This window comes from Burkholderia sp. 22313, from assembly GCF_052045245.1.
Classification (GTDB): Bacteria; Pseudomonadota; Gammaproteobacteria; order Burkholderiales; family Burkholderiaceae; genus Burkholderia.
On the sequence record NZ_JBQEON010000003.1, the window covers coordinates 263,874 to 287,241 of the forward strand.

At 69.1% G+C, this 23,368-nt stretch carries 20 protein-coding genes and 1 pseudogene; 9 read left to right on the plus strand and 12 right to left on the minus strand.

The features are described from left to right. Positions 1-12: 12 nt before the first annotated feature. Positions 13-1,057: pseudogene (locus tag ACTJKF_RS04560) on the minus strand (sigma-54 interaction domain-containing protein). A 342-nt stretch (positions 1,058-1,399) separates the two neighbouring features. On the opposite strand from ACTJKF_RS04560, the gene ACTJKF_RS04565 reads away from it, so the two are divergent. After that, positions 1,400-3,385: a PAS domain-containing hybrid sensor histidine kinase/response regulator gene (locus tag ACTJKF_RS04565; RefSeq protein ID WP_440622376.1), complete on the plus strand. Its 1,986-nt coding sequence runs from the start codon at positions 1,400-1,402 to the stop codon at positions 3,383-3,385. A 131-nt stretch (positions 3,386-3,516) separates the two neighbouring features. Then, positions 3,517-4,161, plus strand: coding sequence for a DUF4142 domain-containing protein (locus tag ACTJKF_RS04570; RefSeq protein ID WP_440622377.1), 645 nt, complete (start codon positions 3,517-3,519; stop codon positions 4,159-4,161). A 25-nt stretch (positions 4,162-4,186) separates the two neighbouring features. On the opposite strand, the gene ACTJKF_RS04575 is transcribed toward ACTJKF_RS04570, so the two are convergent. The 3 genes from ACTJKF_RS04575 to ACTJKF_RS04585 all read right to left on the minus strand — a co-directional run bounded on the left by ACTJKF_RS04575 (position 4,187) and on the right by ACTJKF_RS04585 (position 5,776). Then, entirely contained in the window at positions 4,187-4,687 is a 501-nt protein-coding gene (locus tag ACTJKF_RS04575; RefSeq protein WP_440622378.1) for a PRC-barrel domain-containing protein, read from the minus strand. 68 nt (positions 4,688-4,755) lie between these two features. Next, positions 4,756-5,187 carry a CBS domain-containing protein gene (locus ACTJKF_RS04580; RefSeq protein WP_440622379.1) on the minus strand — a complete coding sequence of 144 codons (432 nt, stop codon included), beginning with the start codon at positions 5,185-5,187 and terminating at the stop codon, positions 4,756-4,758. Positions 5,188-5,527: 340 nt separating this feature from the next. After that, positions 5,528-5,776 carry a hypothetical protein gene (locus ACTJKF_RS04585; RefSeq protein ID WP_440622380.1) on the minus strand — a complete coding sequence of 83 codons (249 nt, stop codon included), beginning with the start codon at positions 5,774-5,776 and terminating at the stop codon, positions 5,528-5,530. Between the two features lie 483 nt (positions 5,777-6,259). Here ACTJKF_RS04585 and ACTJKF_RS04590 point away from each other — a divergent pair, with 483 nt between their 5' ends. The 4 genes from ACTJKF_RS04590 (at position 6,260) to ACTJKF_RS04605 (ending at position 11,800) form a co-directional block, all read left to right on the plus strand. After that, complete coding sequence (locus ACTJKF_RS04590) at positions 6,260-6,571, plus strand: hypothetical protein (RefSeq protein ID WP_440622381.1); 312 nt, start codon at positions 6,260-6,262, stop codon at positions 6,569-6,571. Positions 6,572-6,807: 236 nt separating this feature from the next. After that, the gene (locus ACTJKF_RS04595) at positions 6,808-7,686 is read left to right on the plus strand and encodes a MipA/OmpV family protein (RefSeq protein WP_440622382.1); all 879 of its coding nucleotides are present in this window, start codon (positions 6,808-6,810) and stop codon (positions 7,684-7,686) included. Positions 7,687-7,802: 116 nt separating this feature from the next. Then, a complete protein-coding gene (locus tag ACTJKF_RS04600; RefSeq protein WP_440622383.1) occupies positions 7,803-9,503 on the plus strand; it encodes a VRR-NUC domain-containing protein in 1,701 nt (566 codons plus the stop codon). Beyond that, positions 9,500-11,800, plus strand: a complete 2,301-nt coding sequence (locus ACTJKF_RS04605; RefSeq protein WP_440622384.1) for an ATP-dependent DNA helicase — start codon at positions 9,500-9,502, stop codon at positions 11,798-11,800. The genes ACTJKF_RS04600 and ACTJKF_RS04605 overlap by 4 nt, the downstream gene beginning before the upstream one ends. A gap of 43 nt (positions 11,801-11,843) precedes the next feature. Here the strand turns inward: ACTJKF_RS04605 and ACTJKF_RS04610 are convergent, their stop codons facing one another. Then, positions 11,844-12,614 carry an IclR family transcriptional regulator domain-containing protein gene (locus tag ACTJKF_RS04610; protein WP_440622385.1) on the minus strand — a complete coding sequence of 257 codons (771 nt, stop codon included), beginning with the start codon at positions 12,612-12,614 and terminating at the stop codon, positions 11,844-11,846. A 99-nt stretch (positions 12,615-12,713) separates the two neighbouring features. Between ACTJKF_RS04610 and ACTJKF_RS04615 the strand changes: the two genes are divergently transcribed. After that, positions 12,714-12,947, plus strand: a complete 234-nt coding sequence (locus ACTJKF_RS04615; protein ID WP_440622434.1) for an AbrB/MazE/SpoVT family DNA-binding domain-containing protein — start codon at positions 12,714-12,716, stop codon at positions 12,945-12,947. Next, a complete protein-coding gene (locus tag ACTJKF_RS04620; RefSeq protein ID WP_440622386.1) occupies positions 12,934-13,347 on the plus strand; it encodes a PIN domain-containing protein in 414 nt (137 codons plus the stop codon). The genes ACTJKF_RS04615 and ACTJKF_RS04620 overlap by 14 nt, the downstream gene beginning before the upstream one ends. A 111-nt stretch (positions 13,348-13,458) precedes the next feature. On the opposite strand, the gene ACTJKF_RS04625 is transcribed toward ACTJKF_RS04620, so the two are convergent. Both ACTJKF_RS04625 and shiA read right to left on the minus strand, forming a co-directional pair. After that, positions 13,459-14,760 carry a UDP-N-acetylglucosamine 1-carboxyvinyltransferase gene (locus tag ACTJKF_RS04625; RefSeq protein ID WP_440622387.1) on the minus strand — a complete coding sequence of 434 codons (1,302 nt, stop codon included), beginning with the start codon at positions 14,758-14,760 and terminating at the stop codon, positions 13,459-13,461. 209 nt (positions 14,761-14,969) lie between these two features. Continuing rightward, positions 14,970-16,277, minus strand: coding sequence for a shikimate transporter (gene shiA / locus ACTJKF_RS04630; RefSeq protein WP_440622388.1), 1,308 nt, complete (start codon positions 16,275-16,277; stop codon positions 14,970-14,972). Between the two features lie 357 nt (positions 16,278-16,634). On the opposite strand from shiA, the gene ACTJKF_RS04635 reads away from it, so the two are divergent. After that, complete coding sequence (locus ACTJKF_RS04635; protein ID WP_440622389.1) at positions 16,635-17,762, plus strand: 4-hydroxyphenylpyruvate dioxygenase family protein; 1,128 nt, start codon at positions 16,635-16,637, stop codon at positions 17,760-17,762. A 65-nt stretch (positions 17,763-17,827) separates the two neighbouring features. Here ACTJKF_RS04635 and ACTJKF_RS04640 read toward each other — a convergent pair whose 3' ends face one another. The 5 genes from ACTJKF_RS04640 to ACTJKF_RS04660 all read right to left on the minus strand — a co-directional run bounded on the left by ACTJKF_RS04640 (position 17,828) and on the right by ACTJKF_RS04660 (position 23,233). Further along, positions 17,828-19,063 carry an NADH:flavin oxidoreductase gene (locus tag ACTJKF_RS04640; RefSeq protein WP_440622390.1) on the minus strand — a complete coding sequence of 412 codons (1,236 nt, stop codon included), beginning with the start codon at positions 19,061-19,063 and terminating at the stop codon, positions 17,828-17,830. A gap of 170 nt (positions 19,064-19,233) precedes the next feature. Next, complete coding sequence (locus ACTJKF_RS04645; RefSeq protein ID WP_440622391.1) at positions 19,234-20,568, minus strand: type II toxin-antitoxin system HipA family toxin; 1,335 nt, start codon at positions 20,566-20,568, stop codon at positions 19,234-19,236. Between the two features lie 2 nt (positions 20,569-20,570). Next, a complete protein-coding gene (locus tag ACTJKF_RS04650; RefSeq protein ID WP_440622392.1) occupies positions 20,571-20,999 on the minus strand; it encodes a helix-turn-helix domain-containing protein in 429 nt (142 codons plus the stop codon). Positions 21,000-21,173: 174 nt separating this feature from the next. Next, positions 21,174-22,298, minus strand: a complete 1,125-nt coding sequence (gene ribBA / locus ACTJKF_RS04655; protein WP_440622393.1) for a bifunctional 3,4-dihydroxy-2-butanone-4-phosphate synthase/GTP cyclohydrolase II — start codon at positions 22,296-22,298, stop codon at positions 21,174-21,176. Then, complete coding sequence (locus ACTJKF_RS04660) at positions 22,295-23,233, minus strand: alpha/beta hydrolase (RefSeq protein ID WP_440622394.1); 939 nt, start codon at positions 23,231-23,233, stop codon at positions 22,295-22,297. The genes ribBA and ACTJKF_RS04660 overlap by 4 nt, the downstream gene beginning before the upstream one ends. Positions 23,234-23,368: the final 135 nt, after the last annotated feature.

A 23,368-nucleotide genomic window follows, 5' to 3' on the forward strand; every position in this document is an offset into this window, starting at 1 on the left:
GCGCGGCGGTGTTCAGGCGTGGCCGCTGTCGCGCATCAGCGCGAGCCGGTTGTAGAGCGTCTTCAGGCTGATGCCGAGCGCTTTCGCGGCTTGCGGCTTGTTGCCGTCGAAGTGGTTCAACGTCGCCGCGATGAAGCGCTGCTGCGCATGATGCAGCGTCGCGCCCAGCGGCAGCGCCATGGCGTCTTCGGACGTGTGGTCGGGCAGCATCGTCGGCTTTGGCAGTGCGACGTCGATACCGTCGTCCGCCAGGATGTACGCGCGCTCGATCGTGTTGTGCAGCTCGCGCACGTTGCCGGGCCACGAATACGCGCGCAGCGCGGCGATCGCCGCGTCGGTGAGGCGTTTGCGCGAGCGGTGCCGCGCGTTCAGCGCGTCGACGAACTCGTGCGCGATCGCCTCGACGTCGCCGTTGCGCTGGCGCAGCGGCGGCACGTACAGCGCGAACGCGGCGAGCCGGTAGAACAGATCCTCGCGCAGCCGGCCGTCGCGCACGGCTTCTGCCGGATTGTGGCGGGTCGCCGACAGGATGCGGACGTCGAGCGGAATCGCCTCGGTGCCGCCGACCCGCACGATCGTGTTCGACTCGAGCGCGCGCAGCAGCTTGACTTGCAGCGAGGCGGGCATTTCCGCGATCTCGTCGAGCAGCAGCGTGCCGCCGCACGCGGCTTCGAAGAAGCCCTCGCGCTGCGCGATCGCGCCGGTGAAGCTGCCTTTCTCGTGACCGAACAATTGCGCTTCCGCGATGTCCGCCGGAATCGCGCCGCAGTTGACGGGCACGAACGGCCCGTCGCGGCACCCGCTGAGGTCGTGCAGCCGCCGCGCGACGATATCCTTGCCGACCCCGCTTTCGCCGGCGATCATCACGCTGGCGCGGGTCGGTGCGATTTTCTCGATACGGCCGAGCAACGTGCGCATCGCCGAGGAGCGGCCGGACAGCCGGCGCGCGTCGGCGCGTTGCTTCGGACGGTTTGCTGATTCAGCCATAGGCGTTAGCGCGCCGTTTTGAAAATCGGCATCGCACATCCCCTTCGTTGCAATCTTTATCGTCCGACAGCGGAACGGCCCGGAAGGTGCCGCGAGATAGAAATTTCCAATGTCCTGACCGCTGCCCCAAGAAGCACGCGATTGCGGTGCCGCATGACGGAACGCCGTAGCGGCCGGGCGCATCGATGCCTTTTTACAGCGGTTTGATAAAAAATCGACTGACAACGGCAATCGTGTTCCGCGCGAACGCGGCGGCCACCCGCAACCGGCTTTTGCACGACGAAACGGCCGAATGCCGTGCCGGGTACGCGCGTTGCTGGGGCCTGTGGGCTCGCCCGGCACGCTTGGCAGGTGCCGACCGCCGAGGCGGCACGCCGTCGAGCGACGGCCGCCGGCGCGATGCAGGGATACGATGAGGACCTTTACCCGTGAGCTGTTCCGGCAGGGCGCATGGGTCGTGCTGGCCGTCGGGGTGGCGTCCGCGCTGCAGGTGTGGGCGGTACACGTCGTCGGCGCGCACGAGCCGTTTGCGCCGCTGCCTTTCTACGTCGGTGTCGCGGCTGCGGCCTGGCTGACGTCGTTCGGCGGCGGCCTGGCCGCGATCGTCGCGAGCGTGGCCGTGATCGGTGCGTTGTGGTGGCGCGATGCGCCGCTGTCCGATCTGCTCGCGCAGGCCGGCGCGTTCGTCGTGATCGGCTTCGTCGAATGCATGCTCGTGATGACCGTCAAGCCGCTGCTCGCCAGCGACCGGCTGCACGGCGCCGACGATCCCGACGACGATGACGCTCGCCTGCCGCGACGCGAACCGGCGCCCGCGCCACGCTCGCTCGACGACGTCCTGCTGCGCCGCGTGGTCGACGCATCGCCGGATGCGATCGTCGGCGTCGATGCCGCGCGGCGGATCACGAGCTGGAACCCGGCTGCACGACGCATCTTCGGCATCGACGCCGCGGCCGTGCTCGGGCACGACGTCACGACGCTGATCGCGCCGCGCTGGCTGCGCCTGCATCCCGTTCCCGCCTCGTTCGCCAACGCGCGCGCGCCGTCCGGCCCGCTCGACATCCTGTGCCTGCGGCACGACGGCGGCCGCTTTCGCGCGACCTTCGCGGCGTCGCCGATCGTCGATGCGCAAGGCAATTGCATGGGCCTGTCGATAACGCTGCGCGAGGCGCACGAACGCCGCCACGATGAGCGGCGCAGCCTGCGTTCGCTGCGCGGTGCGCGCGACGCACGCGTGCAGGCCGACGAGTCGAACCGGCTGAAGGACGAACTGCTGGCAACCGTGTCGCATGAATTGCGCACGCCGCTGAACGTGATCTACGGCTGGGTCGAGGTGCTGCGCAGTGGCGACGGCCAGAGTTTCGCGCATCAGGCGGTCAACGCGATCGATCGCAGCGCGCGGTCGCTGTCGCGGATGGTCGGCGATCTGCTCGATGCATCGTCGCTCGCGACCGGCCGGATGCGGCTCGAACGCACGCCGGTCGACCTGGTGCGGATCGTGCGGGAAGCGGCGCGCGAACTCGGCGGGACCGTGGAAGCGAGCGGCCTCGCGTTGTCGACCGAGTGCGCGATGGCCAGTTGCGTGATCTCGGCGGACGGCGAGCGTCTGCGCCAGGTGTTGTCGAACCTGCTGTCGAACGCGGTCAAGTTCACGCCGCCGGGCGGCCGCATCAAGGTGACGCTGACCCGGGCCGGCGCGCGCGTGCGGCTGTCGGTCTCCGATACGGGCCAGGGCATTGCCGCGGAACGCCTGCCGCATCTGTTCGATACGTTCAACCGCCCGGAGGGCGCATCCGCCTCGCCGAAACGCGGCCTCGGGCTCGGCCTGTCGATCGTGCGCAACATCGCGCGGCTGCACGGCGGCGAGGTCGCGGCGACGAGCGACGGCGCGGGACGTGGCACGACCGTGACCGTGATGCTGCCGGTGGACTGGGGTGCCGACGATCCGGCCGATCATCCGCTGCGGCCGAGCGGCGCGTCGACGGCGGTCGCGCTCGACGGCCAGCGTGTGCTGGTGGTCGACGACGACGAGACGTCGCGCGCAAGCCTCGCGGCGGCGCTCGAAACGCTCGGCGCCCAGGTGTCGACCGCGCAATCGGGGCAGGACGCGCTCGACGTGGTCGCGCAGCAGCACCCGAGCGTCGTGCTGTCCGATCTCGCGATGCCGGACGGCGACGGCTTCTGGCTGCTCGATCACATCCGCCATCTGCCGAACGGCGGCGGGCATCTGCCGGTCGTCGCGGTGACCGCGCATGCGGGCACGGCGGACCGCAAACGCGTCATGGCCGCCGGCTTCGATGCGTATCTGTGCAAGCCGGTCGACATGCCGACGCTGGCCGGCGTGATCGTCGACGTCGCGCCCGCCGACGGACCGGCCGAAGCCGGACGGCGCCACTGATGCACGGCGCGCGGCCGCATCCGTCAGCAAGGGCGCGTGGACGGATTGCTTCACGTCCGCGCATCGTCCCGCATGACCGGCGGGCTTCGGCGTTGCGCCGGCCCGATCCGTCAACCGGTGCGGAGGTCGGAATGAACCTGAACGACGGGAACCGGAATCCGCGCCGATTCTTGGCGTTGGCCGGCACCGCGTGCACGTTGGTAGCGGGCGTGCTTGCGACGTTCGGCACACCGGCACTCGCGCACGCGCAAGCGCTGCCTGCTTCGTCGGTTCATGTCGCGCCGGGCGTCGTCCGTCCCGGCGAGACCGCCGACGAGGCGGACATGACGCGGCGGCCGACCGGCATCGACGCCGAATTCGTCGACAAGGCCGGCATCGTCGGCAAGACGGAGGTGCAGGCGAGTCAGCTCGCGCTCGACCGGTCGTCGAATCCTGACGTGAAGGCCTACGCGCGCCGGATGATCGACGATCACGGCCGCATGGCCGCGGAATTGCGCCGGCTCGGCGCGCAAAAGGGCGTGCCCGTGCAGGCACGGATGCTCGTCGATCCGGCCGTGACCGCGCTGCGAACCAGTAACGGCCACGCGTTCGACACCGCGTATATCGCGCTGGCGGGGCCGGATGCGCACGAAGCGGCGATCAGGCTCTACGAAGCCGAAGCCCGCAATGGCCGCGACCCGCAGCTCCGCGCGTTCGCGTCCGGCATGCTGCCGACGCTGAAGGCGCACCTGGGCGCCGCGCGCGCACTCGCGCATTCGATCGCGGCCGCGCACTGACCGGCGCGGTAGGCACACGCGTCGGTCAGTGCCGTCGCGTGTCGCTGTCGGGGCCGCCCGGCGACGCCTCGTAAGGCGGCGCGTCGAGGGCCGTTTCACCTTCCTCGATCAACCAGTACGGCGACGCGCCGTAGTGCGCGTGCAGCGCCTCGGCCCACGCCGGATCGGCCATCGCCGGCCAGCGGTCCTGCTCGAAGCCCGGCGCTTCGCGCACGCGTTCGGTCGGAACCGGCAGCACGAAGCAGCGGCGCTCGACGTCGAGCGTCAGCACATTCCACGGTACCGCAAGCAGCTTGTCGCCGATGCCGGGAAAGCCGCCCGACGACACGACCGCGTACGCGATCCGGCCGGAGCGGACGTCGAGCATGATGTGCATGACCTTGCCGATGTCGTCGCCATCCAGGGTCAGCACGCGATCGTCTTCCAGCGTGCCGGCGGCCATCACGTCCGGCCCGGGGCCGCCGGCCGAGCGGCCTGCGGTGCCGGCAATGCGCGCCTGCGTGCGCGGCGCTCGGTCCGTTGCCATCGCTTTTCTCCTGGTCGAAGCGGCGCGCCGAAGGCACTCGCGGGCCGCACGGGTGAGGGGGCCGCCCGTCAGCGGCGGCGCGGCAGCGACACGTCCTCGAGCGTATTCGCCAGCTCGTCGCGTGCCGGGCCGCCCGCGCGCGTCGCGATGTCGCCGAGCGACACGATGCCGACGATCCGGTGCTGGCCGTCGAGCACCGGCATCCGGTGCAACTGCACGTCGGCCATCCGCTGCTGCACGTCGCCGACGCCGTCGTCCTCGACGCACCACTGCACGGGTGCGGATGCGACCGTCTTCACGGCGGTGTCGGGCGAATGCCCGTGCGACAGCGCACGCACCGCGAGGTCGCGGTCCGTCACGATCGCGACGAGCTCGGTGCCGTCGCAGACCGGCAGCACGCCGATGTCGAAGCGCTGCATCAATTCGGCCGCATGGCGAATCGTGTCGGTCGGTGCGACGCATACCACGTCGCGCGACATGATTTCGTTGACGCGATACATGAACGCCTCCTTCGTGAGCGAGACGATCCGGAAGCAGGACGCGTGCCGCGTTCCATCGGCATACGCCGGGCCTGCGGGGCCAGGCCACGGAGAAATTTGCCAGCCGGCTTGTACATCTTCCACGGCGGCAGCCATGGCCGGGCCGCGAGTGCGGAACTAGTGGCCGACGCCCGTCATCACGACGATGGCCAGTACCAGTGCGCTCTCGATCGCGGCGAGCGCCGCGACGCCCGCGGCGCCGCTGACTTCGTGCCATGCACGTTCGATGCGTTTCATGCGTTCACTCCGGTTGTGCCGGCCGGCGCTACGCTGCCGCGCATCGCGGGCCGGGGTGCCGCCGTCAGCCGTGATCGCGGGGCGGTGGTGGGGCGTCGGGCGCACGACGTTCGCGGTGGCCGGACGGTTTGTCGGGGTCGATACGGGTCGCGCCCCCAACGGCGGGCGGATCGCTGGCCGGAAATGTCTCCTCGAGCCCTTCGTCGATGCGCTCCTCCGTCTTGTCTTCGGACGGCGGGCGCGACGTGGCGAGGGAGAGCAGGCCGGCAGCCGGTGACACGGCGTCGCGGCGGCCGGTGGCGCATACGGTCATGGTCGAACCTCCTTGCAGTAACGACGGGCGCAAGCGTCATGCCCGCGCGGCCGGCCGGCATGACGCTTGCCGCCGGCGTGGACGAGAGGACATCGCGATGAATGAACCCAGGAAAAGGATACGTTACGACGCGAACGTATGCGGCGGCGATTGCGGTCATGTGCGAGCGTTTCGAGACATGGAAACGCGCATCGCTGACCCCGACGGGTTGGCACACGGCTTGCGCACGGTCGCGGCGCCAATCGACACGCGCGAGCCGCTGCGCAGGAGCGACATGAACACGCCATCCATGCTGCACCGTCCCGAACCGACGCCCGACGTCGATCCCGACCCGATGCTGCCCGAGCACGACGATCCGGTCGATCCGCCCGTGCCCCTGGGCCCGCCACTGGGCGATCCGCCGTCGCAGCCGCCGCCGATGCGGATGCCGGGCGGGCGCAGCGAACCGCGGCCGGCCGCGCGCCCACTGAAAGGAGGACCATCATGGACATCCACGTGCAATCGCCGGACAAGCGCGCGATCGCTCAGGTGCTGGGCCGCTATTTCGAGTCGCGTTCGTTGCGCTATCACATCGAGGAATTGCCGGGCGGCGTGCTGCATATCGGCTTTCGCGCCAGCGGGCGGCCGGTCGCCGTCACCGTGTCGTTCGACGACTCCGCGTACGACACCTACACGCACTGGGACGCGAGCCAGAAGCAACTCGCGCTCGGACGGCTCGCGGACAGCTTCTCGCGCATGATGTCGACGCGCAGTCCGGCCGCGCTCGCCGGCGACTATCACGTCGAGCGCTTCTGATTCCGCAACCCGGCGCCGGCGCGTGCGGGACGCCGGACGCCCGGATGCCGGATGCCCGGACGCCGGCAAAGTGCCCGTATTCAACGGGCGCTTTGCGGCGTCGCGCGCGTCGCGTAGGATGTTCACTAATTCAGCGCACGCTACGTTCGTGCCGTCGGCGGCCAGCCGTTGCAGCCGATCCGGTGCGATGCGCTTTCCCTCAGGTTCGTTTCGCGCAACCGACGGAGACCGCCTTGATGACCGTTGCCCGCCCGTTGTTGTCACCCGGCGCCCGCCGGTTCGTGTCCGGCCTGTCGGCCTTCGCCGCGCTGGCGGCGGCCGGGGCCCGCGATGCGGCAGCCCAGACCCCTTCGCCGCTCGGCGAATGGCAATACTCGGCGGGTGTCCCGCTGCAGAAACTGTTCAGTCCGACCGTCCCCACGTGGCAGGTGAGCGTCGGCGCCGCGATGACGCTGCAGCCGCGCTATGCGGGCTCCGATCGCTATCGCGTGATGGGCGGCCCGAATTTCGACGTGCGCTATCGCGACCTGTTCTTCCTGTCGACGGGCGAGGGGCTCGGCGCGAATGTGCTGCGCGGGCCGAACTGGCGCGTGAGCATGTCGGTGGGCTATGACCTCGGGCGCCGTTCGGCCGACGATCTGGGCCACCTGAACGGGCTCGACAACATCAACGCGGCGCCGGTGATGAAGCTCGCGGCCGATTACGTGATCTCGAAGGATTTCCCGCTCGTGCTGCGCGCGGATGTACGGCGCAGCATCGGCGGCTCGAACGGCTGGATCGGCGATTTCTCCGCGTACATGCCGATGCCCGGCAGCAACGAACACTTCTTCTGGTTCGCCGGGCCGACCGTGTCGTTCGCCGACTCGCGCTACATGAACAGCTGGTTCGGCGTGACCCCGGCGGCGTCCGCGCGCTCGGGCCTGTCGACCTATTCGCCGGGCGCGGGGATGAAGTCGTTCGGCGCCGGCGTGACGATGGTCTGGTTCGTCAACAAGCACTGGTTCGTGACGATGGACGGTGCGATCGAACAACTCGTCGGCCGCGCGCGGCGCAGCCCGATCACGCAGCAGTCGACCAACGGCGTGTTCGACATGTCGGTGAATTACCAGTTCTGAACGGGGCCGGCGGATTGGAGGGGTAGCCGGCCGATGCCGCGAAGCCGCGGCGTGCGGCACGTTTCGTCACATTTGATATGATTCGAACCTGTACAAACGTACAGTGATCGATCCCCGTGACGCCTGCATCGCCGACGCCCCCGGCGTTTTACTACCTGACCAATTTCGAACGCGCGCTGGCCTGGCTCGGCGAGCGTTACGACGACCTGCTCGACACGCACGAACACGCGTTTCTCGCACATTTCGCGCGGCTGCCGCAGGCGTCGCGCGCGTTGCTCGTGCGGATGCTGATGCGCAACGGCGCCGAGTTCCGCGCCAGCAAGCTCGTGTACGACGAAATCGGCAGCACGCTCGACGCGGCCGCGCCGCTCGTCGAACTCGGCTGGGTCGATCCGGCGCCTGCACTCACGCTCGACGCGCTGTTCGCGCTGTCGACCAAGGCCGATTTGCTGACGATGTTTCCGGCGCTCGCCGCGCACGCGGGCGAGCGCAAGCCCGACTGGCTCGAACGGCTGCGGCCCGGGCACGCGGTCGCGCAGCCGCTCGACGCGTGGTGCGCGCAGGCCGGCGATCGCGTGCTGCGCGTGACGGTCGGCGCGCTGTGCGACCGGTTGCGGCTGATGTTCTTCGGCAATCTGCATCAGGACTGGCGCGAATTCGTGCTCGCCGATCTCGGCGTGTTCCAGTACGAAAGCGTGCCGTTCGCGCCGTCGTCGCGCGCGTTCCAGCAGCGCGGCGACGTCGATGCGTATCTCGCGCTGCAGACCTGCCGCGACGCACTCGACGCGTGGCCCGACGGCCTGCCGTTCGACGCGCTGCTGCAGGCGATCGACACGGTCGACTGCGCGCAGCCGTGGCTCGCGACGCGCCGCGCGAAGCTGCTGTTCACGCTCGGGCAGACCTGCGAGCGCCGCGCCGACTGGACCGCCGCGCTCGACGCGTATGCGCGCAGCGCGTGGCCGGGCAGCCGGCATCGGCGCATTCGCGTGCTCGAACGTTGCGGTCGCGACGGCGACGCGCTCTCGCTGGCGCTCGACGCGCGCGGCGGCTTCGAAAGCGACGAGGAGCGCCAGCGCGTCGAGCGGATGCTGCCGCGCCTGCAGCGCCGTCTCGGGCAGCGGGTCGAACGCGCAGCCGCCGCGCCGGGCGCGCCGCGCGAGACGCTCGTGCTGGCGCGCCCCGAAGCGTTCGTCAGCGTCGAATTCGCGGTGCGCGACCACCTTGCGCAGCCCGATGCGCCGGTTCATTACGTCGAGAACACGCTGATCAATTCGCTGTTCGGGCTGCTGTGCTGGGAGCCCGTGTTCGCGGCCGTGCCCGGTGCGTTCTTTCACCCGTTCCAGCGCGGCCCGGCCGACCTGCATGCACCCGATTTCGCGGTGCGTCGCACGGATGCATTCGCCGCCTGTTTCGCGCAACTCGACTCCGGCGCATACCGCGACACGATCCGCCGTCACTACGCGACGAAGATGGGGCTGCAATCGCCGTTCGTGTTCTGGGGCGTGCTGACCGACGCGCTGCTCGACGAGGCGCTGGCCTGCCTGCCGCCCGAGCACCTGCGGCTGTGGTTCACGCGCCTGCTCGCCGACATCCGCAGCAACCGCTCGGGGTTGCCGGATCTCGTCCGGTTCTGGCCCGGCGAACGGCGCTACGAGCTGATCGAGGTGAAAGGCCCCGGCGATCGGCTGCAGGACAACCAGACGCGCTGGCTCGCGTACTGCATCGCGCACGGCATGCCGGTGCGCGTCGTCGATGTCGAATGGGCCGGCGCGGGCGCCGGCATCGAGCCGGTCGAAACGGCGGGGCTGTCCGCATGAGCTATGTCGTCGCGGTGCGGGCGATGTGCGAGTTCACCGCGCGACGCGGCGATCTCGACCTGCGCTTCACGCCCGCACCGACCGCGCTCGAAGGCATTGCCGGCCACGGCGCCGTCACGTCGAAGCGCGGTGCGCGCTACGAAACCGAGATCGCGCTGGCCGGCACGTGGGGCACGCTCACGGTGCGCGGACGCGCGGACGGCTACGATCCGGTCGCGAACCGCCTCGAGGAGATCAAGACCTATCGCGGCAGCCTCGACGCGATGCCGGCCAATCACCGCGCGTTGCACTGGGCACAGGCGAAGGTCTACGCGCACCTGATGTGCGACGCGCGCGGCCTCGCCGAAATCGACGTCGCGCTCGTGTATTTCGATATCGTGTCCGAACGCGAGACCGTGCTGACGGAAACGCTGAGCGCGAGCGTGCTCGCCGCGTTCTTCGCCGAGCAGTGCGCGTGCTTCGTCGGCTGGGCCGAGCGTGAGACCGCGCACCGCGCGGCCCGCGATGAAGCGCTGCGTGCGCTGACGTTTCCGCATGGGCAATTCCGCAGCGGGCAGCGCGAGCTGGCGGTGTCCGTCTATCGGGCGGCGCGCGACGAACGCTGCCTGATGGCGCAGGCGCCGACCGGCATCGGCAAGACGCTCGGCACGGTCTTTCCGTTGCTGAAGGCGTGCGGCGAGGGCGAGCTCGATCACGTGTTCTTCCTGACCGCGAAGACGCCCGGCCGCGCGCTCGCGCTCGAAGCAGCAACCACGCTCGGCGCCGGCACGCCGGCGCTGCCGCTGCGCGTGCTGGAACTCGTCGCGCGCGACAAGGCGTGCGAGCATCCGGACCGTGCGTGTCACGGCGAATCGTGCCCGCTCGCGCAAGGCTTCTACGACCGGCTACCGGCCGCGCGCGACGCTGCGATCGGTGCCGGCATGCTCGATCGCGACACCGTGCGCGACGCGGCACTCGCGCACGACGTCTGTCCGTACTACCTCGCGCAGGAGCTCGCGCGCTGGTCGGACATGATGATCGGCGACTACAACTACTACTACGACGGCAACGCGATGCTGCACACGCTCGCGCAGCAGAACCAGTGGCGCGTCGGCGTGCTCGTCGACGAGGCGCACAACCTGCTCGATCGCGCACGCAAGATGTACAGCGCATCGCTCGACCCGTTCGCGTTCGCGGCCGCGCGCGAGGCGGCACCCGCCGCACTGCGCAAGGCGTTCGACCGGCTTGCGCGCGCATGGGGCACGGTCAACCGCGCGCAGGCCGAGCGCTACGCGGCATACCCGGAGATCCCGGGGCCGATCGTGTCGGCCGTGCAGAATCTCGTCGCGGCGATCGGCGAACACCTGACCGACGCGCCGCGCGCGAACGGCGATGCGCTGCTGCGCTTTCATTTCGAGGCGATCCAGTTTGGCGTGCTTGCCGACGCGTTCGACAGCGCGTCGATCTTCGACGCGACGCTGCACGGCGAGCCGCTGCCGCGCCAGTCGGGGCTCGACGGCGTCGCGCCGGCCGGGCGTCGCCGCCGGCTCCAGTCGACGCTGTGCGTGCGCAACGTGATTCCGGCCGGCTTTCTCGCCCCGCGCTACGAAGCCGCGCGCGCGACCGTGCTGTTCTCCGGCACGCTGAGCCCGTTCCATTTCTATCGCGACACGCTCGGGTTGCCGGCCGATACGGGCTGGCTCGACGTCGACGGGCCGTTCCGCGCCGAGCAACTGACCGTGCGCGTCGCGAGCCACGTGTCGACGCGCTGGCGCGACCGCGACCGTTCGCTCGAACCGATCGCCGACCTGATCGCCGCGCAGTATGCGACGCGGCCCGGCAACTACCTCGGTTTTCTCAGCAGCTTCGACTACCTCGGGCGCGTCGTCGCGCTGATGCAGACGCGCCATCCGGACGTGCCCGTGTGGGCCCAGGCGCCCGGCATGGCCGAAAGCGAGCGCGACGCGTTTCTCGCGCGCTTCGACGCGGGCGGGCGCGGCGTCGGCTTCGCGGTGCTCGGCGGTGCGTTTTCGGAAGGCGTGGATCTGGTCGGCGAGCGGTTGATCGGCGCGTTCATCGCGACGCTCGGGCTGCCGCAGGTCAACGATGTCAACGAGCAGATGCGGCGGGCGATGGATGCGCGTTTCGGCAACGGGTACGACTACATGTATCTGTACCCGGGCTTGCAGAAGGTCGTGCAGGCGGCCGGGCGCGTGATCCGCACCGAGCACGACGAGGGCGTCGTGCATCTGATCGACGATCGTTACCGGCGGCGGGAAGTGCGCGATCTGCTGCCGCGGTGGTGGCGGATCGGGTGAGCGTCGCGGGCGGGACGTTTGTGTACGCGCGCGGCCCGGACGCCTAAAGCACGTTCAGCATCGCGAGCGCGGTTTCCTGCAGATGCGGAAGCACGCGCCGCACGGCCGCATCGGTTGTCTCCGCGCCGATCGGCATGTTCGTGCTCAGCGCGGCGACGACTTCGCCATGACGATTCTTCAGCGGCACCGCGATGCCGCGCACGCCGACCTGCAGTTGCTGCTCGATCGCCGCGAAGCCCGCGTCGCGCGCGTGGTCGACCTGTTCGAGCAGGCGTGCCTTGTTGGTGATCGTGTGCGGCGTGAACGGCGCGAGTTCGGTGTCGTCGAGCCAGGCACGGACGGCCTCGCGATCCGGATGATGCGCGAGCAGCACGACGCCCGGCGACGTCAGCGGGGCCGGCACGCGCGCGCCGAGCACGAAACCGGTCGTCATCACGCGCGACACGCCGTTGCGGGCGATGAACACGAGTTCCCAGCCGTCGAGCACGCTGACGTACGCCGACTCGTTCAGCGACGCGCTCAGTTGCTGCAGGTACGGCTGGACCATGCGCGGCAGGCGCGCGGAATCGAAGTACGACCAGCCGACCCGCAGCACGCGTGGCGTGAGGCCGTACAGCTTGCCGTCGGTATGGACGTAGCCGAGCGATTCGAGCGTCAACAGGTAGCGCCGCGCGGCGGTGCGCGTGAGGCCGGTGCGGGCGGCGGCCTGGGTGGGCGTCATCCGCGCGTGCTGGCTGTCGAACGCCTCGAGGATCATCAGGCCTTTTTCGAGGCCGGCAATCCAGTCGCGTCGGTCGAGATCGGGGTTTTTCATCGTGAGAGCCGGACGGGCAGGGGCGCGGTGTTCGCGCAGGAGTGGGCGATTATCGCGCGAGTCGATGAGCAACGCGAGTGTGCCGCATCCGCACCTCATATGCAGGTCGCAAAGTGGGGCAATAGTCTGGCAGTTCGCCTTCCGGCCAGTGTGGTCGACGCACTGGAGCTCCGCGAAGGGGACGATATCGAAATCGTGGTCGATAGCCCTCGGGTTTTCGCGGTGAGTCGCAAGCCGAGGCCCGACGAGCTTCTGGAGCGGTTGAGGTGTTTCAGGGGCAAGCTGCCAGCCGATTTCAAGTTCAGCCGTGACGATGCGAATGAGCAGGATTAATGCGGAGAAGTCGTTCGTCGACAGCAATGTTGTGCTTTATCTGCTGTCCGAGGATGAAACCAAGGCAAACCGTGTAGAGGCGCTGTTCCTTCGGCGGCCGACGATCAGCGTCCAGGTACTGAATGAAGTCGCCAGTGTGTGCAACCGCAAATTGCGGATGCCATGGCGCGAGGTGGGGAAGTTCCTGGAGCCGATCAGGAGTTTGTGCGATATCGTGCCGCTCACCGTCGATGCGCACGGCCTCGCGCGACGGCTCGCAGAGTGGCACCGCTTGTCCTTCCACGACGCGTGCATCGTGGCAACTGCTTCGATCGAGGGATGTGAATACTTGTACACCGAGGACATGCACGACGGCTTGCGAGTGGACGGTGGTCCAGTGTTGCGAAATCCGTTTGCCTGAGGAGCGACGATTGGAAGTGCCCCCGTTTGAGCGACGCCGACGATCGAATTGAACAAGCGGAAGAGCCGGATGCGGCGCGACCGTTACGCGCGCGCCGCATCCGTACGCGCTTTACTCGCTGCTCGTCCACTCGACGTTCGCGCCGACCGAACGCAGGTTTTCGACGAAATGCGGATGCGCGCGGCGAATCGGCAGCGCGTTCATGATTTCCGAACGGCCTTCGATACTCGCGGCCACCATCAGCAGCGCGATCGCGACGCGGATGATGTACGGGCTCTCGACGCGCGCCGGCGTCAGTTGCAGCCCGCCGAACGTGATCAGTCGGTGCGGATCCGACAACAGCACATGGGCGCCGAACTTCGACAGTTCGCCGGACCAGCCGAGCGCGCCGTCGTACACCTTGTTCCAGAACATCGCACTACCTTCGGCACGCACGCCGAGTGCGATGAAGATCGGCAGCAGGTCGACCGGTAGGTATGGCCACGGCGCGGCTTCGACCTTCGTCAGGATGTTCTGCGTGAACGGCCGGCGCACGCGCAGCGGGCCGTCGCGTTCCGCGCGGGACCAGCCGTCGCGGTGCGTGACGTTCACGCCGAATTTCGCGAACGTGCGGTCGATCAGCGGGAAATGCTCCGGCGACGAGTTGCGCACCGTGATGTCGCCGCCCGTGATCGCGCCGAGCGCCAGGAACGTCGCGATTTCGTGGAAATCCTCGGCGAAACGGAATTCGCCGCCACCGAGCTTGCCGCCGCCCGTCACGCACAGGCGCGACGTGCCGATGCCCTCGATCGCGACGCCGATCATCGCGAGGAACTGGCAGAACTCCTGCACGTGCGGCTCGGACGCCGCATTCATCAGCGTGGACGTGCCGCGGGCCGCGGTTGCGCACAGCGCGAAGTTTTCGGTGGTCGTGACCGATGCGTAGTCGAGCCAGTGATCGTTGGCCGTCAGCGGGCCGTCGGCGCGGACGATCAGCGAATCGGGCGTGCGCTGGATATGCGCGCCGAAGCGCTCGAACACCTCGACGTGCGGATCGATTTCGCGCACGCCGAGCGTGCAGCCCTTGACGTCGTTCTCGAGACGCGCGACGCCGAAGCGCGCGAGCAGCGGCGGAATCAGCATGATCGACGAGCGCATCGCCTCGGGCAGGCGGTGAACGGCCGGGTCGAACGTCGTGTTGCGATGGTGGAGCTCGAGGATGCCCGTCGTGAAATCGACCGACACGTCGCTGCCGAGGGTGCGGAAGATGTCGAGAATCTTGCGCACGTCGGTGATGTCCGGCACGCCGACGAGGCGCAGCGGCTGATCGGTCAACAGGGTGGCGCACAGAATCGGCAGGACGGCGTTCTTGTTCGCGGACGGCTTGATGTCCCCGCGCAGCGGGGTGCCGCCGTGGACGATGAGATTCGACATGATATGGGGGCGTATCGGTGACTGACGTAGGCCCATATGATGCCATTGGTCGGCGGGCACCGTGGAATGTTCAGAGGGGAAAAAGGGCTTCCGCGCGTGCGATTGACGGTGTTTGACGTTGGGTGGGGGTGGGGCCATCCGGCTGGCCGGGGATGGCAGCCGGTGTGAAATGGCCGGCCGCGTATCGGGCCGGCCATTCCGTCACGTCCTCACTGCGCCGCCCGCATCCGCGCGGCCACCACCAGCGAGATCAGGCAGCCCACCGCGAGATAACCGGCGACGAGGTGCCACGAGCCGCCGGCCACGCTGACCAGCGCCACCGCGATGAACGGCGTGAACCCGCCGCCCACCACGCTCGCGAACTGATAACCGACACCTGCGCCGCTGTAGCGATATTCCGCGCCGAACAGCTCGGTGAAAAGCGGCTGCTGGACGCTCACGACCATGTCGTGCGCGGCATTCGCCAACAGGATCGAGAACAGCACGATCCACGCGATCGAGCGCGATTCCAGCGCGACGAAGAACGGCACCGCCGACGCGAGACCGATCAGCGCGCCGATCAGGTAGATGCGGCGCAGGCCGAAACGGTCGGCCAGCCACGCGAAGCACGGGATCGTCACGCAGCTGATGGCGCCGACCAGCAGGCCGATGTCCAGGAACAGGTCGCGCGACAGGCCGAGGTTCGACGTCGAATAGCTGAGCGCGAACGCGGTGACGATATACATCGTGAACAGCTCGGCGAGCCGCAGCGCGACGATCAGCAGGAATGCCTTCGGATGGTGCGTCAATGCTTCGAGCACCGGCAGGCGCAGCTTGCGGTTGCCGTGCTCGACCTTCTCGACGAATTCCTGCGACTCGTCCATGCTCTTGCGGACCCACAGCCCGATCAGCACCAGCACGATGCTGAACACGAACGGCAGGCGCCAACCCCACGACTTGAACGCGGCCTCGCCGAGCGTGTGGCTCAGGATCGACACGATCCCCGTGGCCAGCACGAGCCCGACGCCATAGCCGACCTGCACACCGCTGCTGTAGAACGCCTTCTTCTGCTTCGGCGCGCTCTCGACGGCCATCAGCGCCGCGCCGCCCCATTCGCCGCCGACCGCGAAACCCTGGATCGCACGCATCAGCACCAGCAGCACGGGCGCCCACCAGCCGATCGTCGCGAAGCCCGGCAACAGGCCGATCGCGACGGTCGACAGCCCCATCAGCATCACGGTCAGCACCAGCATCCGCTTGCGGCCGAGCCGGTCGCCGTAATGGCCGAACACGACGCCGCCGAGCGGACGGAACAGGAAGCCGACGCCGAAGGTCGCGAACGCCGCGAGCGTGCCCATCGTCGGGCTGATCTTCGGGAAGAATTCGGAATTGAACACGAGCGCGGCGACGATCCCGTACAGCAGGAAGTCGTACCAGTCGACGACGGCGCCGACGAAGCTGCCGATCGCGGCCTTGCGGGCCTGGCTGCGCGCCCGGGCGCCGGCGGCTGCGTCGAGGGTGCCGAAAGTTGGGGTCATGGCGAAGTCTCCTGGCACGGCGCATCGTGGAATCGCGGCGGCGCCGCGTCCGATGCTGCATTGAAGTCGATGGGTGAACGGAGAATAGGACGCGCGCCCGGTCACGGCAATTAGCCGATCGGTCAAATTGCGCGATTATCGTTCTATAGTGTGCGATTATCGAACGCTTTCCGGGTTTGCACTAGGCGAGACACCGATATCCCGTTCGGCCAGGGTGTGCCGCCGTGAACGATCTGGTTAAAATCGGGACCATCAAAACCTCGCCCGAATCGGGCGGATGTCCGGCCGCTGAATCGGCCGGGCCTGCCGCACGCGCCGGGCGTCATCCCCATCGACCGCATGCCTCCGGAGACTGGAATGCCCGGCAATTCCCCCCCCTCGTCCTGCGATACGCCGCCCGTCGCCGATCCGGCCGCCAATCCGCTCGGGATGGCCGGGCTTGAATTCGTCGAGTTCGCGGCACCGGTGCCGGGCGCGCTCGCGCAACGCTTCGAGCAGCTCGGGTTCAAGGCGATCGCGCGCCATGTCAGCAAGCACGTCACGCTGTACCGCCAAGGGCAGATGCAGTTCCTGATCAACGCCGAGCCCGATTCGTTCGCCGCGCGCTACGCGGAGGAATACGGGACGGGGGTGTGCGCGATCGGACTGCGCGTGGCCAGCGCACGGCGCGCGTTCGAGCGTGCGATCGAGCTTGGCGCGTGGGCGTTCGAGGGCGAGCGCATCGGGGTCGGCGAGTTGAAGATTCCCGCGATCCAGGGGATCGGCGATTCGCACCTCTATTTCGTCGACCGCTGGCGCGGGCGGGACGGCCAGCGCGGCGGCGTCGGCGACATCTCGATCTTCGACATCGATTTCCGGCCGATCGACATCGCGACCGCGCATACCGATCTCGACTGCGTGGGCACCGGCCTGCAGCAGGTCGATCATTTCACGCAGACGGTCGGCGCGGGGCGCATGCGCGAGTGGCTCGACTTCTACCACGACCTGCTGCATTTCCGTGAAATCCACGAAATCGACGCGCACTGGCACGTATCGGAAGAATCGCGCGTGATGGTGTCGCCGTGCGGCGCGCTGCGGATTCCGGTCTATGAGGAGGGCACGCGGCGCACCGAGCTGATGCACGCGTATTTGCCGGATCATCCGGGCGAAGGCGTCCAGCACGTCGCGCTGGCGACCGACGACATCCTCGCGAGCGTCGATGCACTGCGCGCGAACGGCGTGGAATTCATCGAGCCGCCGGCACGCTACTACGACGAAGTCGATGCGCGGCTGCCGGGGCACGGCGTCGATCTCGATGCGCTGCGCCGCCGCGCGGTGCTGGTCGACGGCGAGATCGGCAGCGATGGTGCGCCGCGCCTGTTCTTTCAGACCTTCGTCAAGCGCCGGCCCGGCGAGATCTTCTTCGAGATCGTGCAGCGCCAGGGGCACCACGGATTCGGTGAAGGGAACCTCGCGGCGCTGGCCCGCGCCCGCGACGCGGGCTGAACGGCGGCGGCAGCGGCAGTCGTTGCGACCACGGCCACAAAAGCGGAATCAGGCGCCCCCCGACCTCACGCGCCCGCGGCCGGCATCCGGTTCGGCGCCGGGTCGTTCGGCGCCTTGAGCACGCACGCGGTACCGCCGGGCGTGTACATCGACACGACGCAGCGGTTGCATGACGTGCAGCCCGACTGCGCGATTCGTCCGTCGCGCAGCGCGTCCACGAAGCCCGGGTCGAACAGGAGCGCGCGCGCCAGCGCCACCGCGTCGAACCCTTCGCGCATCGCCAGCGCGACATTCTCGCGCGAGCGCACGCCGCCGAGATAGGCGAGCGGCATCCGGACAGCCGCGCGCACTTTCTTCGAATGCTCGAGGAAATACATCTCGCGAAACGCGCCCAGCTTCGGCTCGGTGAGCTTCTGCAGCGTCATCGCGGTGCGCACGATCGCGTTGTCGGCATTCGCGCGCGCATCGCCAGGCAGCGGGCTGCCGAACAGCTGCCATACCGATTCGACATTCATCCCGCCGCTCAGCAGGAGCAGGTGCGCGCCTTCGGCCTCGAGCCGCCGCGCGATCTCGCATGCGTCGTCGGCGGTGCCGCCGCCGCGCACGCCTTCGGTCACGCCGATCTTGCAGACCACGGCGAGATCGCGGCCGACCGCGTCGAGCACACGGCGCAGCACCTCGACGGGGAACGTCGCGCGCCGCGCCGCATCGCCGCCGTACGCGTCGCGGCGGCGGTTGTACAGCGGCGACAGGAACTGGCTCAGCAGATAGCCGTGCCCCATGTGGATCTCGACCGCGTCGAAGCCCGCGTCGCGGGCATGGCGTGCGGCCCGTGCGAATTCGTCGGCGATCGCGGTCATCTGGTCGCGCGTCATCGCCTGCTTCAGGAAACGGCCGCTCATCACGCCGACCTTGTTGAAGCCGCCCGACGCGCTCAACGGTCGCTTCGTCGACAGCGCCGGCAAGAACGTGAAGCAGCCGCCGTGCGTGATCTGAGCGGATGCCGCCGCACCGTGACGATGGACCGCGTCGGTAAGCGCGCGGAACTGCCTGATCGTCGGCCCATCGAGCCGTGCCTGGTCGACGAACGTGCGGCCGTCGTCGCTGATCGCGCAGTACGCGACGGTCGTCAGCGCGGCGCCGCCTGCGGCGATGCGCTCGTGAAACCCGACGAGCGCACGCGATGGCACGCCGTTCGGCGTCATCCCTTCGTTGGTCGCGGACTTGATCAGGCGGTTACGCAGCGACAGCGGGCCGATCTGCAGCGGGCTGAACGCGGTATCGAGCGCGGCGGGTTCCATGTCGGGCGGGCATCGGGAATGGGCACGGCGACCATTGTGCGGAGTCGGTGCCGGGGCGCATCGTCCACGTGGATGATCCGACGCCGGGCGTGCGGGGGCACGCACCCGCGCTGCTCCCGCGAATGATTCTTTCCAGGCGGTGAACGTGCGTTATCCAGCGTGAGCGGGCCCTAGTCGACCGCGCCCAGCTTGCGCGCCAGGCGGCGCATCCCGTCGAAGATCGCATCGGCCACGTCCGCCGGGAAGCCCGCTGGAATGCGCGACGCGACATCGGCGATCACCTGCCCGGTGCGTGCGGCCACGTCGGCCATGGCGGCGCGCACGTCGGCTTCGGTCAGACCGACGCGCGCGCCTTGCGCGATCCAGTGACGCGGCTGGATGTCGCCGATCACGTAATGGCGATTCTTGCCGCACACGGCCATCGCGAGCCGCGCGCGCCGCGGCGGGAGCTGGTTGCGCCGCGTGCCGATGATCGGGTGCGCGGACAGCACGTCGTACAGCGGCGTGCTGCGGTACGTGTTGCCCGGCAGATGCGCGATGCTGAAATTCTTCGCGTGGCCGTCGATGGCCGCGAGCACCCAGAACACGAGCTGGGTGACGAAGAAATTCATCCGGTCCTGAGCGGCATCGGCGGAATTCGCCAGGATGCCCATGATCGTCGCGATGCCCGGGCCGCCGTCGGATTCGTATTTCGCGGCCGACGGCGTGCCGGTCGCCTGGCACATGTCCTCCTGCGGCAGCCGCAGGATCCACGTGCCATCGCGAGAGGGCCGGCGGTCGAAGCGCTCGACGATCAACGCCTTCTGATCGTCGAACCGGCCGATGTCGCAGGCGGCGACCGGCAGGCCGTAGGCCGCGACGATCTTCGAACACAGCCATTCGTTCTCGACCGACGTCCGCATGTCGGCCTGCATGTTGCCGACACGCCCCAGCGGCAGCTTGAAGATATGCGTGGTCGGCGTGCTGCCCGACGGCAGCAGCCAGCGGCCGCCGCGGCGCAGCAGCGCGGTCTTTTCCTGCGCGCCGGCGATCGACAGCCGCAGCTCGCCCTCCGGCTCCGCGTGGCCGGGCAGCGGCGCGGCGGTCGCGTGGCGCAGCACGTCGGCCACGGCCGCGTCGTCGAGCACGGTGCCGTCGATCGCTTGCAGGTCGACGGGCGTCTCGTCGGGCGGCAGCAGTTGCAGCGCACCGACGCAATCGCGGCCGATCGACGCGAGCAACTCGAACGGCGCCGTCGAGCCGAGCCGGTAGCGCTGGGCGATGCGGCGGCGGATCGACTGGCTGTCCGGCAGCAGGTTGTCGAAGTAGTCGGCGACGATCGCGCCCTGATGCGGCTGGTTGCCGGGCGTGAACGGCAACGACAGCGACAGCGGACGCCCCTGCGGATCGTCGATCCACGCCGGCAGGTAGACGAGGCGTTCGACGCCGCGCCGGACTTCCCAGTAGCCGACCGGGATGCCGTTCATCCACAGGTCGAGGCGATTGAGGCGAGGGCGGCGGACCATCGTCACCAGTCCTCCCGTTTCGCGCCGCCGGGCTTGCCGGGCTTCGCCGAGGCCGGCCGTTTCCGTGCGGCGGCAGCGGCCGGAGCCTGCGCGGCAGCCGGCGAACGGGCCGGCGTAACGGGCATGTCCGGCATATCGGGCGCGTGCCGGCGCGTGGCCGGCACGCGCCTGGCGGGAACCGGCGCGGCCGCGCCGGGTGCAGTTCCTTCGTCCGGCGTGCCCGGGTCGAGTGTCAGGCGCACGCCGAGCACGTTCAGCACCTTGAACAGCCGGTCGATGCTGACCGCGGACGGATTGGCTTCGAGCTGTGCATACGACTGCTGCGTGACGCCGAGGCGGGCGGCGAGTTGCGCCTGCGTGAACCCCGCCGACTTCCGGAAGCCGACGAGGATCGGGCGCAACTGGCTCAAGGTCTGGACAGGGAATGCCATGGGCTCTCCGCGCAATGACAGGCGATCGTTTGTAATCGGAAAATACAGTCTATGGTATGTATCGTAAAAATACAAATCCGAGACTGTATCTCATAAAAACAAACGATAGCCTGTCAGGCGGAAACGCCGCGAGCTGGCGCGACGACGCGCGTGCCGGACGCCGTCAGCCGCGCATCACGCCGCCCGCAGCGGGCTCCCCTGCGCGGCACGCGCGCTTTCCGGATCGTCGTCGCCAAGCGGGATGAACGCCATGATTTCCAGATCGTGCCCCGACAGTGCCGGCAGCCGGAACGGGCTCGACAGCACGTTCAGCCGCCGCACGCCGAGCTCGCGCAGGATCTGCGACCCGATCCCCGACACGCGGCCGTCGCGGCGCGCATGGCCGGCCGGCGTTCGCAGCGCGTCGCCGCGCAGGTCGCAGTCGAGCAGCACCGCGACGCCGCAGCCGGCCGCATCGATGCGCTGCAGCGCCGCGTGCAGCGGCCACGAATGCGCGGACGGCTCCGCATCGAGCAGGTCGAGCAGCGAATGGCATTCGTGCACGCGTGTCAGCACGGGCGCCGCCGGATGTGGCTCGCCGCGCACCAGCGCGAGATGCGGCGCGCCGTGCACGGTGTCGCGATACTCGATCGCGCGGAACCGGCCCCACGGCGTATGCAACGGCCGTTCGCCGACTCGCTCGACGAGCGATTCGTGCTCGCGGCGGTAATGGATCAGATCCGCGATCGTGCCGATCTTCAGGCCGTGCTGCGCGGCGAACGTCTTCAGCTCGGGCAGGCGCGCCATCGTGCCGTCGTCGTTCATCACCTCGCAGATCACCGACGCGGGCGTGAGCCCGGCGAGCGCAGCGAGATCGCAGCCGGCCTCGGTGTGCCCCGCGCGCACCAGCACGCCGCCCGGGCGCGCGGCGATCGGAAACACGTGGCCGGGCTGCACGAGATCGTCGGGGCGCGCGCCCGAGCGAACCGCCGCGCGGATCGTCCGCGCGCGATCGGCCGCCGAAATGCCGGTCGTCACGCCTTCGGCCGCCTCGATGCTGACGGTGAACGCGGTGCCGAACGGCGTGCCGTCGTGATCGGCCATCGGCGGCAGCCTCAGTTGCTCGCAGCGCGCGGCGGTCAGCGTCAGGCAGATCAGCCCGCGTCCGAAGCGGGCCATGAAGTTGATCGCTTCGGGCGTCACGTGATCGGCCGCGATCACGAGATCGCCTTCGTTTTCGCGATCCTCTTCGTCGACGAGCAGGACCATTCGCCCCGCACGCAGCTCGTCGACGATTTCCAGCGTACTGGCGAGCGTCATGGCGCCTCCGTCGCGTCGAATGCGCGGCGCAGCGCGTCGGCGCCGAACGTCAGCACGCGGTCGGCCGCGTCGACCGCGCCGAGCATGCTCGCGAAGCCGTGCAACTGGCCCGGCCAGCGCACGAGCGACACCGGCGTGCCGGCCTGTGCGAGACGCAACGCATACGTTTCGGCCTCGTCGCGCAGCGGATCGAATTCCGCGCTGACGATGGTGGCCGGCGCCGCGCCTGACACGTCCACCACGGCAAGCGGGCTCGCAAGCGGCGAGGCGCGATCGGCGCCGTCGTCGAAATACTGGCGCTTGAACCAGCGCATCGCGTCCGCCGTCAGGAAATAGCCTTCGCCGAGCGATTCGTACGACGGATGCTCGGTCGCGCAATCGACGACCGGATACAGCAGCAACTGGTGCGCGATCGCGATGCCCGAGCCGCGCAACTGCAGCGCGGCGACCGCGGCCAGGTTGCCGCCCGCGCTGTCGCCGGCCACGGCGAGCGCGCCGCCACGCGCGCCGAGATCGCGTGCGCTGGCAGCGGCCCAGCGCACCGCATCGCACGCATCCTGCGCGGCCGCCGGGAAGCGCGCTTCGGGCGCGAGCCGGTAATCGACCGACAGCACGAGCGTGCGTGCCCGTCTGGCGAGGCTGCGGCACAGGTTCGCGTGCGAGTCGATGCCGCACGCGACGAAACCGCCGCCGTGGAAAAACACGGTCAGCGGCAGCGGTCCGGCGGCGTCGGGTCGATACAGTCGTGCGGATAACCGACGACCCGGCGCGGGGATCTGCCAGTCCTCTTCAGCGGCAATCGCGTCGCCGGGCGCGAACGCGCTGCTTCCGGCGAGACTCGCGCGGTACGCGGAAACGGTGAGTTGATCGAAATCGATCGCGGGCGCGTGGGCAAGCGCGGCGAGCAGCGCCTGCGCCTGAGGGTCGAGCGGCATGGGAACTCCTGTCTGAATCGGATGCGGTCTGAATCAGGTAAACCCGTGTCGCGGTTTTCCCTGAGCCCGCGCCGGACGCTTGCCGGCACGGCCTGACGGGCATTCCAGCGCAGCAGGCAGGCCGCCACATCATCC